Here is an 18,777-nt window from a genome sequence, read left to right as displayed (position 1 = left end):
CAATCGACATGACGGAAACGGATGCGTTGAGAAAACTTTCGATACTGGCGATCCTTCTCGCCGCAGCCACCTTTCTTGCCGGTGCCCGCCTGCCCCCGCACGGTCCCCTACCCCAGCCCCGACCGGATGCTGCCGGTTCGACCAGCCCTACTCCACTCCCTGATAAGGCTGAACCGCCGGCACCGAATGATGTGCCGGCACCTCAGCCAAAACCTGATGTGAAGGAACCGGAGACCCCTGCACCAGACCAGCCGGCGGCGGCGCCCACCGAACCGAAAAAACCCGAATCGGCAAAACCCGAACCGGCGGAACCAATGCAGGGCCCGCCGCTCCCGCCGGGCCAAGGCCCGCAAACGCCGGAGGAAGACAACAAGCCGCCCGCCGAGCAGACGCTCGAAGAGCAGCATCTGACGATCGAACCGGAAAGCGATGCCAAGCACGCCGAATGCACCGCTGCGCTTAAGGCCTTGGGCGTCGCCTTCAGGGATGTCCCACGCATCGACGACGGCAACGGCTGCGGTATCGACAAGCCGATCATCGTTTCCGAAGCCCTGCCCGGCATCACGCTGAAGCCGGAGGCGACGGTCCGCTGCCCGGCCGCACTCGCCCTTGCCCGCTGGATGAAAGAGAGTGTTATTCCGGCAGCCTCTGCCGCTCTGCCGGAGCAGGGCCGCCTCACGACAGTCAACCAGGCAACCTCCTATATGTGCCGCCTGCGCAACAGCGCTGGCACGGGCAAGATCTCCGAACATGCCCGTGGCAATGCCATCGACATTGCCAGCTTCCATTTCGAGAAAGGCGAAGATGTCGCCGTCCGCTCCCGCCGCGAGGACGCGACGCTGACCGGCGCGTTCCAACGCACCGTCAGCGCCGCCGGCTGCCTCTATTTTACCACCGTCCTCGACCCCGAAAGCGACGCCGCCCACGAAACCCATTTCCACCTCGACGTGATCGAAAGGAAAGGCGGCTATCGCTACTGCCACTGATCATTCAATGGCCGCGATCCTCGCTTGAATCGTGCAGCGAAATAACCAAATGGAAGCTGCGACTTGGGAAATGGGGTCAGCGGCCAATGAAAATCATAGCGAGTATCATTTCGGTTCTCCTGATCGTCGCCGTCGGCTTCACTTTTACGGGTCGATTGCATTGGCTTCCTGCCATAGGAATGCTGTTCCTCGGCGCGCTGCAAAGCCTTTTCATCTGGCTGTTCATCGACCCAGACTTTGAAAAGCGTCGCGAGCGTTGTCTGCTCGAGCGCTGGAAAGCCATCCCTGGATCAGAACAACCCCTCGATATAACCCTGCTCATTCAGGAAAATCCGTTCCGCCGACGGTGACTTCGGCAGCCCGGGCATGGTCATGATCTCGCCGGTAATGGCGACGACGAAGCCAGCTCCGCTGAAAGCCGCACCTCGCGCACGGTAACGATGTGGCCTTCCGGCGCGCCGCGCAGGCTCGGATCGGTGGAGAAGGAATATTGCGTCTTGGCCATGCAGACCGGCAGCTTGCCGTAACCCTGCTCCTCCCATATCTGCAACTGGTCGCGCACCGCCTTGTCGGCCGTCACCTCGCCGGCATGGTAGATCTTCGACGCGACGATCTCGATTTTCTCGAACAGCGAAACATCGTCGCCATAGAGCGGCTGGAATTTCGCCTGGCCGGATTCCGCGAGCTCCACCACCTTGTGCGCCAGTTCCTCGATGCCGGCCGAACCCAGCGCCCAGTGGCGGCAAAGGATCGCCTCGGCGCCGAGCCTCGAAACAAATTCCTTCACTGCCGCGATTTCGGCGTCGGTATCGGAGATGAAATGGTTGATCGCCACGACCACCGGCACACCGAACCGGCGGACATTGGCGACGTGGCGGCCAAGATTGGCGCAGCCCTTTTTCAGCGCCGCGACATCCTCGGTGCCGAGCTCCTCCTTCTTCACCCCGCCATTCATCTTCAGCGCCCTCACGGTTGCGACGATGACCGCCGCATCCGGCTTCAACCCGGCCTTACGGCATTTGATGTCGAAAAATTTCTCGGCGCCGAGATCGGCCCCGAAGCCCGCTTCCGTCACCACATAGTCGCCGAGCTTCAGCGCCGTCTTCGTCGCCGTCACCGAATTGCAGCCATGGGCTATGTTGGCAAACGGCCCGCCATGCACGAAGGCCGGATTGTTCTCCAGCGTCTGCACGAGGTTCGGCTGCATCGCATCCTTCAGCAGCACCGCCATGGCGCCATCTGCCTTGAGATCGCGCGCATGCACCGGCGTCCTGTCGAAGCGGTAGCCGATGATGATGTCGCCGAGACGCCGTTCCAGATCCTTGAGGTCGGTGGCGAGGCAGAGGATGGCCATCACCTCGGAGGCGACGGTGATGTCGAACCCGCCCTGACGCGGGAAGCCGTTGGCGACACCGCCGAGCGAGGAGACCATGCTCCTGAGCGCTCGGTCGTTCATATCCATCACCCGCCGCCAGGTGATGCGGCGGATGTCGATATTTTCCTCGTTGCCCCAGTAGATGTGATTATCGACCATCGCCGCCAGCAGATTGTGCGCCGAGGTGATCGCGTGGAAATCGCCGGTAAAATGCAGGTTGATGTCTTCCATCGGCACGACCTGGGCATAACCGCCGCCGGCCGCGCCGCCCTTGACACCAAAGCAGGGGCCGAGCGAAGCCTCGCGGATGCAGACGATGGCCTTCTTGCCGATCCGGTTCAGCCCGTCGCCGAGACCCACGGTCGTCGTCGTCTTGCCCTCGCCCGCCGGCGTCGGATTGATCGCGGTGACGAGGATCAGCTTGCCGTCCTTCTTGTCCGCTTGCCCGGCGATGAATTCGGCGCTGACCTTTGCCTTGTCGTGACCGTAGGGGACGAGCTGCCCGACCGGAATGCCGAGCTTCGCGCCGATTTCGAAGATCGGCTTCTTGGCCGCAGCGCGCGCGATTTCGATATCGGATTTGATTGATGGCATGGATGTTCCCCGTCCCGGCCTACCGCGGGGCGCGGAGGCGTTTTCCCTCTCATCGGGATAGCGAAATATCGGCGAGGTGTGAATAGCACTGCGCCTTGCGGCGGCCACGCCGGATGTTTATGTGGCGGTCAACGATCGCGGTTTTATAGGGTGAAGACATGAAAGCACTGGAACTGATCATCGAGCGCATCATCCTGTCGAGCCGCTGGATCCTCGTCGCCTTCTATATCGGCCTGGTTGCGGCACTCGCCGTCTATGCCGTTTCCTTCGGCTACAAGCTGCTGAAGATCGCTTCCGGCGTCTTCGCCCTCGACGAGGCGGAGATGATCCTTGCCATGCTCAGCCTGATCGATGCGGCTCTCGTCGCGAGCCTGATCGTCATGGTGATGATTTCGGGCTATGAAAATTTCGTCAGCCGCTTCGATGAAGCGAGCGAAGCCGACAACGAAGTCTCCTTTCTCGGCAAGCTTGATTCAGGCAGCCTGAAGATCAAGGTCGCCTCCTCGATCGTCGCCATCTCCTCCATCCACCTGCTGCAGGTCTTCCTCAACGCCGACAAATACGCCGACGGCAAGATCATGTGGCTGACGCTCATGCACCTCGCCTTCGTCGCCTCCGCCGTCATGCTCGGCTTCCTGGAGAAGCTGATGAGCGTGACGTCGAAGAATGATTTGAAGGATAAGGAGTAGCCGGCGGAAGAAAAACAATTTCAGACCGGCAACAAGCAGTCGCCCACGGGCAACAGCGATGGGCCATCAGGAAATGTTCTTCCGCAGTCCGATATCAATTTGCCAACGCTGTGGCAGGAACGATCCCGGCCTTCTGATTTCCGGGGCATCGGAGACTTTCCTTCGCGTCTGGCCCACAGAAATGCAGGCCGGGCTCTTCACCGTAAGGAATGATACCATTGATGATGCCGAGATCGAATGCCTGCGAACGCAGTATCTTGTCTCGCTCGATCGACGTCGCGAACATCATCGTCTCATATGTCTGGGGACCGACGCCCATCTCGTCGAAATAGGCGAAGAATTTCGTATATTCAGCTGTCGTGGGCCGGACGAGGCCGATATCGGAATATCCGACAAGCCGCGGCATTCCGCTCATCAGGACAAGAGTACAGCTCGAAAGGCAGTATGCACCGCCTGCAGAGACCTCGCCTCCAGTCGGTCCGCTTTTGACCATGCTCGCCTTGCAACGCGGGTCCAGCGTCGGGCAGTGGGGCAACCGCGTTCTGCCAATCGAAGTCTCTAGACCAGCAGCCCGGATTGCACGCCCCATCGCAAAAGCCGCGTCCATGTCTCCGCCATAGGATTGCAGGACGACCGGCAGCTTTCGTTCACCAAGCGTTTCCAAGATCGCCTGCAGCCGAGCCGGTGTCTCCGGCGTAATCTCTCCTTCGGCAGAAATCCATTGGGTGCACTCGTCCTGGCAATTGCCGTTGTACATCAGCAGAAAATCCATCGGCCGGTTTTCCGGTGTAGTCTCGCTTGTGACCGCGGCCACATCCTGCGCCGGCGCCTTGGATACAGGTGTCGCAGCCACCACGGGCGCTTGGGCGACCGGGTGGCCGTGACAGACTGCCTCGGCCGCTGCATCCCTCGCGCAGAGCGGCATGCCGGGCCACTCATTGTAGGAGAGCATATCGGTGATGAGACCCGTCCGAAGTGCCTCCGCGGGCAGTACGATGTTGATATTCTCAGGCGTGGCGCTCATCATCAGGCCGATCACATCCTGGCTGACGCCCATTTCCTTCAAATAGGCTGTCAACGCAGCACCGGCCTTCTTGCCGAGCTTGGTGGAACTGCTCTGCCCTGCTGATTTGCGTCCAACCTCCTTGCGGGAGATTTCCTTCTTCTTGCCGTTCACGATCTTGTATTCGATGCGGTAGGAGACACGCACCTTGTTATAAACTGTCGTGATCTGGTGAACGCCGATCAAAGCCCATTGCGACGCGACACGCGACGTACCGCCGGCCAATACAAGCGGACAGGCGGAAAAACAATATGCACCTTCCGAATAGGCGTAGCCAAGCGCGGTCCCATGCTTTGTGATAGCGGCATCGCAACGCAGATCGTCGGCCGGGCAATCCTTCAGCCGTGCGCCACCGACCGCCGTCTCAAGACCGGCTTTGCGGATTATCCGGCCCATCGCATAAGCGGCCTCGACATCACCGCCCTCGGACCGGAACACGATCGGCAGTTTCCGGCCGCCGACCTTCTTCAGCATTTTTCGGAGTTGGGCCGGTGTATCAGAAGTTATGCGACCCTCTGCCGACACCCATCCCGGGCAGTCTTCCGTGCAGAGGGGATGGTGCACGAGGATGAAGCGCATTGGCGGCTGCCCTGCCTGCTTCTTCTCTCCGGCAGCCTGCGAGGTTGCAGTCTCCGATCGGCAGGGTCAAAAATAATAAAACAAGTAGTATCGGGGAAAGCAGGGACTGCACGAAAAAAGAAATCGCAGAGCGCACGATTAAATTGCCTCAATTATACATGGCAAGATGCTTAGCAATTGCCTTGATCGCCAGCAAGCCGGATTTCAGCACCTGTTGCCGCCGCCTCCCCCAAGTGATTCTCTCAGTGCATCACTGCGCAAGACCCATGGCTATGCGGCGTGAAGGAGATCGAAGATACCGTAACGGTATATCTGCAAGTCAAAACTCAACTAAAGCGCGATCGCCCCTCAATAATTTTACACAATTCGAGTAAATCAGCTTGCGCTAAGTCAATTGGGACTAGCATCCCGCCGGCTTTCTGTGTTTGATAGCGTTAACATTAGGTCAGCCGGGGGCGTACAGATGTCTTATATGACTACCTCTGAAAGACAATCATCGCTTTCGGCAGAGCTTGCCACTGCACGGACGCGCAGCCTGTTTGCGCAAGCGCTCGGCAGGGTCTCCGCCGCCTTCGGACTGTCGCATGCGACCCTGATGCACGCGCCCTCCCGGAAGACCTCCTGCTGAAACCCCTGCTGATCGAGAGCTCGCTTCCGGCCGCCTATATCAAGGAGTTCGACCGCGCCCACATGATGCGCGGTTGTCCTTTCGGCTTACGGCTGAGGGAATCCGCCGTCCCCCCGGCATGGCATCTAAACGACGCCGCCAATGGTCAAGCCTTCCCCGCCGAACTGCGCGCCCTGATGCTGCGCCATGCCATACCGGCGGGCGTTGCCATGCCGACCATTGCTGCCAATGGCCAGCGCCTGGTCTTCTGGTTCTGTGGCGAGCGCGCCGCACTCGGCCAGAGCGAGGTCAACGAGCTGGCAATGATCATTCTGCATGCGCTCGATGCATATAATGCAGTCAAGCGGAATGAGGAATGCGCGCATAACGCGCTGTCGACCAGAGAACTGGAAGTTGTGCGCTGGACTGCCCAGGGCAAGACCTCGATCGAAATCGGCCAGATCCTGGCGCTCTCGGATCATACGGTGAACGCCTACATGACCAACGCGATCAAAAAACTCGATTGCGTCAACCGCACCCAGTTGGTCGCTAAGGCAATTCGATTGAAGCTGATCAACTGAGGTATCGGAAGAGAGTTCTGGATGTCGTCCCGTGATCTGGGGACCCGTGATCTGGGGGAAACGTGTCTCTTCGCTTCGAACAGCCCGTCAGCGACAAGACTGAGCAATCCCGCGCCCACATCGGCATCACTGATGCGGAAATCGTCCAGATGCTTGCTGCCTATCGCCTTTTCGGCTTCTGGCGCATCGACATCGAGGCGGGACATTTCTTTGCAAGCGAGGACGTGCACGCGATTTTCGACCTCCCCTACAGCGACGGCCCCGTCAATCTGGCCGAGCTCGATGTCGCGCATCCATGAGGACGACCGCAGCCTGATCGCCCAGACCTTCGAAGAAGCGAGCCTTCACGGCGTCGGGTTCCATTTCGTATACCGCGTCTGCAATCGGCTTGGCGGCCACAAGCTGGTGCGCAGCGTCGGCCGCTTCCGGGACGGTCAAAGCGGGGGCGGCATCGTCGGCGTCACCTATGAGTTCGTCGAGAGGCTGCGCGTCGTCGGCTTCGAGGACGATACGAGACCGCGCTGCCCCGCGAAAATTTAGCGGTCGAGCACCGAGCGGATCTCGACGAGGTTCGAGCGCACCCTCAGAATATAGAAACCCATGGTGGCGAGATGGCTCGGCATGATCCAGCCGTCTTCGCGCCCGTTCGAGATGATCGCCGGCTGAATGCGCAGCGCTGCCTGGAACTGCCGCATCGTGCTGCCCCACACCGCTCCGAGATTGCGCTCCTGCACCACCTGCGAGAAATCCGCCTGCGCGGCGGCAAGGATGGCGTAGTAGGCGTAGAGCTGGCCATAGGCAAACCAGAACCGGTCGTCGGCGCGCGTATCGAACCAACCGCGGTTGTGATTTTCCGAACGTTCGGCGAGCATGTCGGACGTACCGCCGAGATCGTTGGCGATGCGGTCGATGAACTGCATGAGGTTGTCGGCGCGGCCGTCGAAAATGACGCTGCAGGCGGAAAGATCGGTGTTGAACTTGCGCAGGCTGCCGATCGCCGAGCGGTAGTAAGAGGGCGTCGGCGTCTTCGGCCCGAAGGGATTGAGCCCGAAATACCAGCTGTATTCGTCGAACTGCAAGTTACCGCGGGCGCTCTGCAGATCGTTGTTGATGCCCGACGTGCCGCGCACCCGCCCCAGCGTATCGACAAGCTCCGCCGACGTCCGGCGGACCGCCTGATTGATGCCGCGCTGGAACGACGCCTTATTATCAAGGAAAGGCGTGTGATCCCAGTCGATGCCGAAAAAGCCCATTTTATAGAGCAGCATCGAGGAGATCCATGCGTTCTGATTGACGTTGAAGTCGGTCAGGTCGGCCGTGACGTCAACGATGGCGGAACGCTGGCAGGTCTTGGCGGCTGAGCTGTTGCTTCCCTCCGCGACCGGCACGTCCTGTCCCGCGGCAACCTTGCGCTCGGAAAGCCGGTATTGGTCGACGAAGGCGGTGTTGAAATTCGACCAGACCTGCGTCTGCCAGAAGAAATAGCCGTAGAGCACGACGAAGAGCGCCACGAGCGCGATGACCGGCAGCCGGATCATCCAGCTCCGGCGCTGATACCAGCCATGCGCGGCAAGAAAGGGCCAGAAGGCCCAGGCGGAAAACAGGCGGGCCCAGCGACCGATCGTCTGGCCGATCAGCCTGAAAAAACCGGCTATCCGATCAAGCATCGTCGTCTCCTGTCAGGCGAGGCAAACGCCACAGCGCCGCGCGTCTTTTCAGACGCGCTAAGGACGCTGTAACACTTTCAATTACTGCAGAATTCCTTAAATCGATTCCGATTTAAGGAATTCTGCAGCGGGACATTGCCATCCCCACATATGCGCTCGACGGGCCGAGCACAACACGAGCCCTCGATTTTTCGGATGAATGCATCGCGACAGCGGCGCGAACGGCCTCGCGGGTCAGGAACGCAGGAAAGGCAGGCTGAAACGGAAGGACCTGCGTACCGTGTCGATCAGAGGCGCTCCCGATGTCTCCGGCAGCGGTTCGGCATAGGCGGGAAACCTGCCGGCGAATTCCAGATCGGCGCGGCTCTTGCGCCGCTCCAGATCCTGGGCGACCAGCATGCCCTTCTCGAACAGCCCGATCGGCGCGGCGATATCGGGAAAGAGTTCCGGCTTGATCCGCATCTTCATGCCCGGCCTGTCGGTATCGACCTGCGCCTGGTAGATGATCAACCGCTCCTCGACGTCGATCATCAATTTGCGCAGCAGCACGTTGCAGGCGGCGATCCGGCCGTTCAGCGAATCCACAAAGCTCTGGAACAGACCGATGAACCGTTCGCGCCGCTGGCTGTCGTCGCGCATCTCGTGCTCTCCGGCGGAAATCTGCTCGGCCTCCGCCTTCAGCGCCCGCCGCTCCGCCTCCATCTGCTCCCAATGCGCCCTGTTGCCGTAGACGCCGATACGGCCCTGCGTCGTTAGCGCCTTGGCGTTGAGCTCCTTCATCTTGAGACGGGCGATATCGATGGAATCGACCAGCCGGCGCCGTTGCTCGACGATGTCGACGAGACCGCGTTCGGCGACCCTATGCCGCCCTATGATCGCAGCGCGCTGGCCGGCGATCAGCCTGGCGAGCGCATCCGATTTCGTCAGAAGCTCGAGCAGTCGTTCGATGACCGGAGCCTCGCGCACGCGTTCGGTGTACATGCGCCACATCCGCTGGCGCGACGTCCAGCCGGCCATCTTCTCGCGCAGCGTCAGCCCCCGAAAGCTGTCGAGATCGGCGGAAACCTCGGCCGTCAGCCGGTCGAGGGAAAAGACCAGCTCGGCCTGCAGCGCGTCGAGTGCTTCAGCATCGGCGATATGCGCCTGGAACCGAGCGTTCTGCTCGAGGAAAACCTCGTCGGCCGACCGTGCTTCATCGCCGCTAAACGCGCTGATCGCGCCCACACAATAGGCTCCGTCGACCGCAACCCTCTCGGCAAGGCTGCCGGCAGCTTCGTATTGGCTTTGGAATGGCGGAGGTTTGCGCACAGGCGTCTCCAGGGAATCTCATATCGCCCAAGCTAGAGCATGATGCCGAAAAGTGTGAAGCGGTTTTCCGCCCGGAATTGCGTAAAATGGAAAGCAGGTCGCTTGCGGCGCCAAAGAAACAGGCGGCAGCCGCGTCTTCAGACCGGCTCGGCAATCCAGGCCCCGTTCATCGCTTCATCCCAATGCCTGCGGCAGAGCGAGACATATTTCTCATTGCCGCCGACATCGATCTGCGCGCCTTCGTGCAGCACTTTCCCCTCCGCGTCGAGCCGCACCACCATCGTCGCCTTGCGCCCGCAATGGCAGATCGTCCGCACCTCACGCATTTCGTCGGCGATCGCCAATAGTTCCTGCGAGGCCGGAAACAATTTGCCCTGGAAATCGGTTCGGAGCCCATAGACCATCACAGGAATGCCGAGCCTGTCGACGACGCGGGCAAGCTGCCAGACATGGACGGGCGTCATGAAATGCGCCTCGTCGACGAAAACACAGGCAATCGGCGCCCCCTCTCCGCTCAGCGTCGCGATCAGCCGGAACAGGTCCTCATGCGGCTCGAAGGGGATGGCGCTTGCCTCCAGCCCGATCCGCGAGCCGATGACGCCCCGGCCGGTGCGCTCGTCGAAGGCGGCGATCAGCTGCACCGTGCGCATGCCGCGCTCCTGGTAATTATAGGAGGCCTGCAGCAGCATCGTCGACTTGCCGGCGTTCATCGTCGAGTAGTTGAAATAGAGTTTTGCCATCCGATCTCTCCTTGATCGGTTTATTGAAGCTCATAATGGCAAAGAAAAGCCCCCTGGCGGCGATAATCACAGGAATCCCAGCCCGAAAATCGCCGAGCCGCCTGAAAACCAGGTGCCGCGAAAAATCCGCCGACGTCGCAATCGCATGGGTCGATACGACGCAAACGCACTGAGGTCGCTTGTCAAACTCGGCTATTGGTGGTTGGCTTGGGAACTTAAAGACTGGGAGTCTAAAATGAAAACAACAAGCACGTTCAAACTGGTTACTGCAACTGCCGTCGCCGCCCTCTCCGTTGCGACCGCCGCCTTCGCCGCCGATCCTGACAGCTGCTCCACGGTCCACTTCTCGGATGTCGGCTGGACGGATATTACCGCCACCACCGCCACCGCAGCCGTCGTCCTGAAGAGCATCGGCTATCAGACCGACGTCAAGGTTCTCTCGGTGCCGGTCACCTACACCTCGCTGAAGAACAAGGACATCGACATCTTCCTCGGCAACTGGATGCCGACGCAGGAAAAGGACGTCCGCCCTTATCTCGATGACAAGTCAGTCGAATCCTTCGGCCCCAACCTCGTCGGCGCCAAGTACACACTCGCCACCAACGCCAAGGGCGCCGAACTCGGCATCAAGGACTTCAAGGACATCGCCGCCCACAAGGACGATCTCGACGGCAAGATCTATGGCATCGAGCCCGGCAATGACGGCAACCGTCTGGTCATGGACCTGATCGAAAAGAACACCTTCGGCATGAAGGAGATGGAAGTCGTCGAATCCTCGGAACAGGGCATGCTCGCTCAGGTCGCCCGTGCAGAGAAAGCAGGCAAGCCCGTCGTCTTCCTCGGATGGGAGCCCCATCCGATGAACACCAACTTCAAGCTGACCTACCTCACCGGCGGTGACGACGTCTTCGGTCCCGACTTCGGCGGTGCCAAGGTCTATACCAATGTCCGCGCCGGTTATCTCGATGAATGCCCGAATGTCGGCACGATGCTGAAGAACCTGAAGTTCTCCCTCGACATGGAGAACCAGATCATGGGCAAGATCCTCGATGACGGCAAGGAGCCGGAAGCTGCCGCTTCCGAATGGCTGAAGGCGAACCCTTCTGCGCTCGAGCCTTGGCTCGCAGGGGTCAAGACCCGCGACGGCAAGGGCGACGCATTGGCGGCCGCCAAGACCGGTCTCGGCCTTTGATGTTATGAACGGGGCGGCGAGCCGCCCCGTTTCATTTTGTCCATTGTTGATTTTTTCTGGATAGGCGCGCGCTCTTGAATTGGATCACCGACTTTAAGATTCCCATCGGCCCCTGGGCAAAATCCTTTGTGGACTGGCTCACCTCGAACGGCGCATGGTTCTTCGACCAACTCGCCTCCGTGCTGTCGCACGTTATCGACGGGCTGCTTTTCGTGTTGCAGAAGCCTCACCCGCTGATCGTCATCGCCGTCATCGCCGCCATCGCCTTCTGGCTGCGCCGATCGATTGCGGTGACCCTCTTCACCTGTCTTGGTCTGTTGCTGATCATGAACCAGGGCTACTGGAAGGAAACGACGGAGACGCTCGCTCTTGTGCTGGCCTCCACTTTCGTCAGCATGGTGATCGGCATTCCGCTCGGGATTGCAGCCGCCCGCCGCGCCTGGATTTATGCCGCCATGCGCCCAGCGCTCGATCTCATGCAGACCATTCCGACATTCGTCTATCTCATTCCGGCGCTCATCCTGTTCGGCCTCGGCATGGTGCCGGGGCTAATCGCCACCGTCATCTTCGCAATCCCCGCCCCTGATCCGGCTGACGCGCCTCGGCATCATCTCGACGCCGCCTTCGCTTGTGGAAGCCGCCGTCGCCTTCGGCGCGCGGCCGATGCAGGTGCTGCGCAAGGTAGAACTTCCCTTCGCCGCGCCGCAGATCATGGCGGGCCTCACCCAAACCATCATGCTGTCCTTGTCGATGGTGGTCATCGCCGCCCTCGTCGGCGCCGATGGTCTCGGCGTGCCTGTCGTGCGGGCGCTGAACACCGTCAATGTTGCGAAAGGCTTCGAAGCCGGTCTCTGCATTGTCATCCTGGCCATTATTCTCGACCGCATGTTCCGCGCGGCAGGTGAAGGAGACGGAGCATGACCGCGGTAAACTTCAAGGATGTCAGCATCATCTTCGGCGACCGGCCGGAAACAGCGCTTGCCATGGCCGATCAGGGCAAGACACGTGACGAAATCGGCGCTGCTACCGGCCTCGTGCTCGGCGTCGCCAATGCCTCGCTGACGATCGAGGAAGGCGAGATTCTGGTGCTGATGGGCCTTTCCGGCTCGGGCAAGTCGACGCTGCTGCGCGCCGTCAACGGGCTCGCCCCGGTGGTGCGCGGCGATGTCGCGGTCTCCACGGCCACCGGCTCCGTCAATCCCTACAAATGCAATGCCAAGGCCCTGCGGGAGCTGCGCACCCACACCGTCTCCATGGTGTTCCAGCAATTCGCTCTTCTGCCCTGGCGCACGGTCGCCGAGAATGTCGGCTTCGGCCTCGAACTCGCCGGCATGCCGGAGGCCGAACGCAAACAGCGCGTCGGCGAGCAGCTCGAACTTGTCAACCTGGCGAAATGGGCCGACCGCAAGGTCAACGAGCTCTCGGGCGGCATGCAGCAGCGCGTTGGACTGGCCCGTGCCTTTGCCACCGGCGCCCCGATCCTGCTGATGGACGAACCGTTCTCGGCGCTCGATCCGTTGATCCGCACCCGCCTGCAGGACGAACTTCTGGAGTTCCAGCGGCGGCTGAAGAAGACCATCCTGTTCGTCAGCCATGATCTCGACGAGGCCTTCCGCATCGGCAACCGCATCGCCATCATGGAGGGCGGCCGCATCATCCAGTGCGGAACGCCGCACGACATCGTCAAGAACCCCGCCGACCAGTATGTCGCCGATTTCGTGCAGCATCTCAATCCGATCAGCATGCTGACGGCGGCCGACGTGATGCAGTCCGGACTCGGTCAGACAGCCGCCGGCATGAGTGTCAGCGCCACGGCCCGCGCCGAGACCCCGCTCGTCGATATCCTCGATGCCCTTGCCCGCCAGCCGGGCAGCATCGGCATCGTCGAGAACGGCACGATCGTCGGTACCATCTCGGCCCAGGATATCGTCGCCGGCCTTACCCGCCATCGCCGCAAGCAGGACGCTTGATGTTTTCAATCCGCTTTGCCACAAAGCGGATATGAAAGATCAGCCCTCGCCCATACGCGAAACCGACGACGACGCCCGCAAACTCGCCCGCGTGCTTCTGCGCTCCGCGCGGCACGCGGCGATTGCCGTTCTCGACCCCGAGACCGGCTTTCCCTTCGCCAGCCGCGTGCTCGTCGCGACCGATATTGACGGCACCCCCGTCATTCTCGTTTCGAAACTCTCGGCCCATACCAAAGCGCTCGGCCATGACGCGCGCGCCTCGCTCCTGGCCGGCGAGGCCGGCAAGGGCGATCCGCTTGCCCACCCTCGCCTGACGACCCAATGCCTGGCGGAACCCGTCGAGCGCGGCAACGCCTTCCACGAGCGTCTGCGCACGCGTTTTCTCGCTCGCCACACCAAGGCAAAGCTTTATATCGACTTTCCCGATTTCCTCTTCTTCCGCCTCAAGCCGGAGCAGGCCAGCCTCAATGGCGGCTTCGGCCGCGCCTACCAGCTCAATGGGAACGACCTCATCATCCAGTCGGCTGCCAATGAGGAGATTGCCGCCGGCGCGGCAGAAACAGTGCGAGATTTAGTAGAACGGCACCCCGATGTGGCCGAGGCCCTTGCTGCCAGGCTGAAAGCGCCGGAATCGGCTTCCTGGCGCATTTGTGGTATCGATCCCTCAGGTTTCGATATGATTTCCGGCGATTTTCTGCTGCGGTATGAATTCGAAACCCTCGCTCGGGATGCCGATCACATTTGTTCAAACATGTCTAAAATAGCATACTCGATACCTTAAATTTAGGTATATACAATCTTCGACCCCAATTGCTAGTTTTTGGGCGTCGGTCAAAATCCGACTGACGGCCAGTGCCAACAAGCATGATGTACGTTTCGCATTAGGAAGATAACAATATGGAAACCACAGATTTGGCCGATCACACCAATGTGGCGGCAGCTCTATTGTCGGCTATGGCAAATCCCAAGAGATTGCTGATCCTGTGCAGCCTGGTGAAGGGCGAAGTGGCCGTCGGCGTGCTTGCAACGCAGGTCGGCCTCAGCCAGTCGGCACTCTCCCAGCACCTGTCGAAGCTGCGCGCACAGAAGCTGGTGAAGACCCGGCGTGACGCACAGACCATTTATTATTCCAGCACCTCCGAGCCGGTCATGAAGATCCTGGCAACGCTCGAAGACATCTACCTGGTGACAAACAGGAATAGATCCGCCGCTTGATGATAGCGCTGACATGAATGTCGGCCGATGCCATGCCGCAAGGGGATGTTCCCGGAGGCGCGGCAACGATATTTCAGCACCTGAACCTTATGGCACGACCGGTAAATCTTGCGATTTGCCGGTCGTGCCCTTTTTTCTGCACCTGCCGGTCCCGGGATATGCTCAAACTCAAGGCTTCCTGTCCCGAGTGGCTCTCGGGCGTTTTACCGTTGACGCTTCAAGAAGCCCTGATAATTTGACCGGGCAGTCAAAATATGGGCGTGAAGCCCCGGGAACGGGCCGTCAGCGGCCAGGAGAACAGCATGTCCAATCGCCTCAACGCACCGAACGATCTTCGCGCCTTCTGGATGCCGTTCACGGCCAATCGCCAATTCAAGAAGGAGCCGCGTATGTTCGTCGGCGCCAAGGACATGTATTATACGACCCATGACGGCCGCCAGGTGCTGGACGGCACGGCCGGCCTCTGGTGTGTCAATGCCGGCCACTGCCGCCCGAAGATCACCGAGGCGATCCGCGAGCAGGCCGGCGAGCTCGATTACGCCCCCGCCTTTCAGCTCGGCCACCCCAAGGCCTTCGAGCTGGCGAACCGGCTGGTTGACATTGCGCCGGAAGGCCTGAACCACGTTCTCTACACCAATTCCGGATCCGAATCCGTCGAGACGGCGCTCAAGGTGGCGCTCGCCTATCACCGCGTGAAGGGCAATGGTTCACGCTTCCGCCTGATCGGCCGCGAGCGCGGCTATCATGGCGTCAATTTCGGCGGCATCTCCGTCGGCGGCATCGTCACCAACCGCAAAATGTTCGGCACGCTGCTGACCGGCGTCGATCACATGCCGCACACCCATCAGCCCGGCAAGAACAACTTCACCCGCGGCGAACCCGAGCATGGCGGCGACATTGCCACCGAACTGGAGCGCATCGTCGCCCTGCATGACGCCTCGACGGTCGCGGCCGTCATTGTCGAGCCGGTGGCCGGCTCCACCGGCGTTCTGATTCCGCCGAAGGGCTATCTGCAGAAGCTGCGCGAGATCTGCACCAAGCACGGCATCCTGCTGATCTTCGACGAGGTCATCACCGGTTTCGGCCGCCTCGGCGCCCCCTTCGCCGCGCAATATTACGACGTCAAGCCCGACATGATCACCGCCGCCAAGGGCCTGACCAATGGCGTCATTCCGATGGGCGCCGTCTTCGTCACCTCCGAGATCCATGATGCCTTCATGAACGGCCCGGAGCACATGATCGAGTTCTTCCACGGCTACACCTATTCCGGCAATCCGATCGCTTCCGCCGCCGCCCTCGCCACGCTCGATACCTACAAGGAAGAAGGGCTGCTGACGCGTGCCGCCGAGCTTTCCGGCTATTGGGCCGACGCGTTGCATTCACTCAAGGACTGCCCCAACGTCATCGACATCAGGAACACCGGCCTGATCGGCGCGATCGAGCTCGATCCGATCGCCGGCGAGCCGACCAAGCGCGCCTTCACCGCTTTCCTGAAAGCCTATGAAAGCGGCCTGCTGATCCGCACCACCGGCGATATCATCGCGCTCTCCCCGCCGCTGATCATCGAGAAACACCATATCGACGAACTCTTCGGCAAGCTGCGGACGATCCTGCAGAACAACATCTGAAGACGCGTTCATAAGCGCTTCGGGCCAGCGGCGGACAAAATCCCCGCGGGTCTTTTCGTTTCGGCGCAGAAAAAACCTCAGGTCACGGAGGCGACGGAAAGGCAGAGGGCGAATTTCTTCAGGAGCCGGCGATCGAAGTGCCCTTCATTGCCGAACATCCACTTCAGTGCCTCGCTCGCGTTCCACGCCGCCTTGTATGACCGCACCGAGGTGATGGCGTCATAGACATCGCAGATCGTGGCAATTCGCGCATGGAGGCTCAACTCTCTGCCGGACAGCCGATGCGGGTAGCCCTTGCCGTCGATGCGCTCATGATGATTGAGGCAGACATCGAGAACGATCTCCGACATGCCCTCCTGCCGCGACAGGAAAGCGTGTCCCTTCTCCGGATGGCCGCGGATCAGGGTGATCTCGTCCTTTTCCAGAGGCCCTGCCTTGTTGAGCACCTCAAGCGGAATTTCAAGCTTGCCGACATCATGCAGCAACCCCGCGGTGCCGAGCAGTTGGACCGTCTGCTCGTCGAGTTCCGAGATGGCGGCTGAACAGGATCATCAGCGCGCTCACCGAAATGGAATGGAGGAAGGTCACTTCGTCTTTCGATTTCAAACGCGTGACGTTCAGGAAAACCGAGGGGTTTTCCTCCATCGACTTGGAGACCGAAGAAATCACCGGCGCCACATGCGCGACACTGATCGCATCGCCATTCCGCAGCCTGGCGAAAGCCTCGTCCAGCACCTGCACGGATTTCTGGACGGTCTCGCGCGCGGCCTGGATATCGATCTCGATGTCACGTCCCGGCAGGCCGTTGGTATCGAGCCCCTTGCTGGTGTTGATGACGACGCTGGCAGTGCCGCATTTGCGAATTTTCGCGGCATCGACCTCGCGCCGCAGCGAAAACCTGCGTTTGGACAAAAGCGGATCCTGCCACAGGCCCTCGACGGCCTCCACAAACATTCCGATACGCACCTGGCTGGCGTCGATACGCTTGAGCATCCAGTCTCTGTTTCCCGATGTGTCTATCTAATTATCTGTCTGGGTCTCTTTTTCAATACTGCGGTATTTCGGGTATCGGGGGATACTACTGCCATCAGCCAAACTAACGGTTAATGGGAAAGATAAAGACAACCCTACGAGGTGGTTTCGCTTAGGCGGAGGCGCTTCCCTTCGCAGCTTTGCCGATGAGAAATCACCGAAAAGCAGAGAAAGTAACCGCCTTCGCAGAGTTTCCGGCCGCATCGATCGCATTTCGCTTCCCATTTGTTATAAACTTGCGCAATCCCGTCAAAATTCCTAGAAATCTCGTCATGAGCCTTCCCGAGTCAAATATGGCCGGCAGCTCACTGATCGCGCCCTTGTCGATCGTCCTTGGCACGGCCCAAAGGGCCGTGGAATGATCGGAAAAACCGGCGCGGCACCTCATCGCGGGTCGAAGGACCCCACCCAAGGAGACAGACAATGACCCTCAAGACATTGACGGCGACACTCGTCGCGTCGCTTGCCTTCGCGCCGCTTGCCCATGCCGATATCACCATCGGCCTGATTGCGCCGCTGACGGGCCCCGTCGCCGCCTATGGCGACCAGGTGAAGAACGGCGCTCAGACCGCCGTCGACGAGATCAACAAGAAAGGCGGCATTCTCGGCGAGAAGGTCGTCCTCGAGCTGGCCGACGATGCCGGCGAACCGAAGCAGGGCGTTTCCGCCGCCAACAAGGTCGTTGGCGACGGCATTCGCTTCGTCGTCGGCCCGGTGACCTCGGGTGTTGCGATCCCCGTTTCGGACGTTCTGGCTGAAAATGGCGTCCTGATGGTCACCCCGACCGCGACCGCCCCCGACCTCACCAAGCGCGGCCTCACCAATGTGCTGCGCACCTGCGGCCGCGACGACCAGCAGGCCGAAGTCGCCGCCAAATACGTGCTGAAGAATTTCAAGGACAAGCGGATCGCCATCGTCAACGACAAGGGCGCGTATGGCAAAGGGCTTGCCGACGCCTTCAAGGCGACGCTGAACGCCGGTGGGATGACCGAAGTTGTCAATGACGCGATCACTCCCGGTGACAAGGATTTCAGCGCGCTCACCACCCGCGTCAAATCGGAAAAGGTCGACCTGGTCTATTTCGGCGGCTATCACCCGGAAGGCGGCCTGCTCGCCCGCCAGCTGCATGACCTCGCCGCCAACGCGACGATCATCGGCGGCGATGGCCTCTCCAACACCGAGTTCTGGGCGATCGGCACGGATGCGGCGGCAGGCACGCTGTTCACCAATGCCTCCGACGCCACCAAGAACCCGGATTCCAAAGCTGCCGCCGATGCGCTCGCTGCCAAGAACATCCCGGCCGAGGCCTTCACGCTCAACGCCTATGCCGCCGTCGAAGTGCTGAAAGCCGGCATCGAGAAGGCCGGCAGCGCCGAGGATGCCGAAGCCGTCGCGGCCGCGCTGAAAGACGGCAAGGAAATCCAGACCGCTATCGGCAAGGTCACCTACGGCGAAACCGGCGACCTCACCTCGCAGAGCTTCTCGCTCTACAAATGGGAAGGCGGCAAGATCGTCGCCGCTGAATAAACTATCGCTGATCGCCATCGACCG

At 60.6% G+C, this 18,777-nt stretch carries 12 protein-coding genes and 6 pseudogenes; 12 read left to right on the top strand and 6 right to left on the bottom strand.

All coding sequences use genetic code 11. From position 1 onward, the window contains the following. The first annotated feature begins 8 nt into the window (after positions 1-8). Positions 9-986, top strand: coding sequence for an extensin family protein (locus tag MF410_RS02800; RefSeq protein ID WP_097626821.1), 978 nt, complete (start codon positions 9-11; stop codon positions 984-986). 86 nt (positions 987-1,072) lie between these two features. Further along, positions 1,073-1,336: a hypothetical protein gene (locus MF410_RS02795; RefSeq protein WP_239620151.1), complete on the top strand. Its 264-nt coding sequence runs from the start codon at positions 1,073-1,075 to the stop codon at positions 1,334-1,336. Here the strand turns inward: MF410_RS02795 and MF410_RS02790 are convergent. Then, positions 1,277-2,955, bottom strand: a pseudogene (locus MF410_RS02790) (formate--tetrahydrofolate ligase). The gene MF410_RS02795 and the pseudogene MF410_RS02790 sit on opposite strands and share 60 nt — an antisense overlap. 158 nt (positions 2,956-3,113) lie before the next feature. Between MF410_RS02790 and MF410_RS02785 the strand changes: the two are divergent. Continuing rightward, positions 3,114-3,644, top strand: coding sequence for a TIGR00645 family protein (locus tag MF410_RS02785; RefSeq protein WP_131711383.1), 531 nt, complete (start codon positions 3,114-3,116; stop codon positions 3,642-3,644). A gap of 94 nt (positions 3,645-3,738) precedes the next feature. Here the strand turns inward: MF410_RS02785 and MF410_RS02780 are convergent. Next, a pseudogene (locus MF410_RS02780) lies at positions 3,739-5,422 on the bottom strand (hypothetical protein). 327 nt (positions 5,423-5,749) lie between these two features. Between MF410_RS02780 and MF410_RS02775 the strand changes: the two are divergent. Continuing rightward, a pseudogene (locus MF410_RS02775) lies at positions 5,750-6,474 on the top strand (LuxR C-terminal-related transcriptional regulator). A 62-nt stretch (positions 6,475-6,536) separates the two neighbouring features. After that, positions 6,537-7,014, top strand: a pseudogene (locus tag MF410_RS02770) (PAS domain-containing protein). On the opposite strand, the gene MF410_RS02765 reads toward MF410_RS02770, so the two are convergent. From MF410_RS02765 to MF410_RS02755, 3 genes are all read right to left on the bottom strand, one after another. Next, on the bottom strand, positions 7,011-8,141 hold the full coding sequence (locus MF410_RS02765) for a DUF2333 family protein (protein ID WP_097626626.1): 1,131 nt from the start codon (positions 8,139-8,141) through the stop codon (positions 7,011-7,013). The pseudogene MF410_RS02770 and the gene MF410_RS02765 overlap by 4 nt on opposite strands. Positions 8,142-8,375: 234 nt before the next feature. Next, entirely contained in the window at positions 8,376-9,449 is a 1,074-nt protein-coding gene (locus MF410_RS02760; RefSeq protein ID WP_131711384.1) for a hypothetical protein, read from the bottom strand. Positions 9,450-9,586: 137 nt separating this feature from the next. Further along, positions 9,587-10,189 carry a thymidine kinase gene (locus tag MF410_RS02755; RefSeq protein ID WP_097626622.1) on the bottom strand — a complete coding sequence of 201 codons (603 nt, stop codon included), beginning with the start codon at positions 10,187-10,189 and terminating at the stop codon, positions 9,587-9,589. Between the two features lie 235 nt (positions 10,190-10,424). Between MF410_RS02755 and MF410_RS02750 the strand changes: the two genes are divergently transcribed. The 6 genes and pseudogenes from MF410_RS02750 to MF410_RS02725 all read left to right on the top strand — a co-directional run bounded on the left by MF410_RS02750 (position 10,425) and on the right by MF410_RS02725 (position 16,194). Next, a complete protein-coding gene (locus tag MF410_RS02750; RefSeq protein ID WP_097626620.1) occupies positions 10,425-11,381 on the top strand; it encodes a choline ABC transporter substrate-binding protein in 957 nt (318 codons plus the stop codon). Positions 11,382-11,455: 74 nt separating this feature from the next. Next, positions 11,456-12,302 (top strand): annotated as a pseudogene (gene choW, locus MF410_RS02745) (choline ABC transporter permease subunit). Continuing rightward, positions 12,299-13,351: a choline ABC transporter ATP-binding protein gene (gene choV, locus MF410_RS02740; RefSeq protein ID WP_097626618.1), complete on the top strand. Its 1,053-nt coding sequence runs from the start codon at positions 12,299-12,301 to the stop codon at positions 13,349-13,351. The pseudogene choW and the gene choV overlap by 4 nt, the downstream one beginning before the upstream one ends. A 31-nt stretch (positions 13,352-13,382) precedes the next feature. Then, positions 13,383-14,132: a HugZ family protein gene (locus MF410_RS02735; RefSeq protein ID WP_097626616.1), complete on the top strand. Its 750-nt coding sequence runs from the start codon at positions 13,383-13,385 to the stop codon at positions 14,130-14,132. A gap of 116 nt (positions 14,133-14,248) precedes the next feature. Beyond that, entirely contained in the window at positions 14,249-14,566 is a 318-nt protein-coding gene (locus tag MF410_RS02730) for a metalloregulator ArsR/SmtB family transcription factor (protein ID WP_003592984.1), read from the top strand. Between the two features lie 302 nt (positions 14,567-14,868). Next, positions 14,869-16,194 carry an aspartate aminotransferase family protein gene (locus MF410_RS02725; RefSeq protein WP_097626819.1) on the top strand — a complete coding sequence of 442 codons (1,326 nt, stop codon included), beginning with the start codon at positions 14,869-14,871 and terminating at the stop codon, positions 16,192-16,194. A 77-nt stretch (positions 16,195-16,271) separates the two neighbouring features. On the opposite strand, the pseudogene MF410_RS02720 reads toward MF410_RS02725, so the two are convergent. After that, a pseudogene (locus MF410_RS02720) lies at positions 16,272-17,187 on the bottom strand (HD-GYP domain-containing protein). Between the two features lie 462 nt (positions 17,188-17,649). Between MF410_RS02720 and MF410_RS02715 the strand changes: the two are divergent. Beyond that, on the top strand, positions 17,650-18,753 hold the full coding sequence (locus MF410_RS02715) for a branched-chain amino acid ABC transporter substrate-binding protein (RefSeq protein ID WP_097626612.1): 1,104 nt from the start codon (positions 17,650-17,652) through the stop codon (positions 18,751-18,753). The last annotated feature ends 24 nt before the right edge of the window (positions 18,754-18,777 follow it).

It is taken from the genome of Rhizobium sp. C104 (assembly GCF_022354505.1).
Classification (GTDB): Bacteria; Pseudomonadota; Alphaproteobacteria; order Rhizobiales; family Rhizobiaceae; genus Rhizobium; species Rhizobium redzepovicii.
The sequence above is the reverse complement of the archived record's forward strand: the minus strand, read 5'-3'. Positions and strand labels throughout refer to the sequence as shown.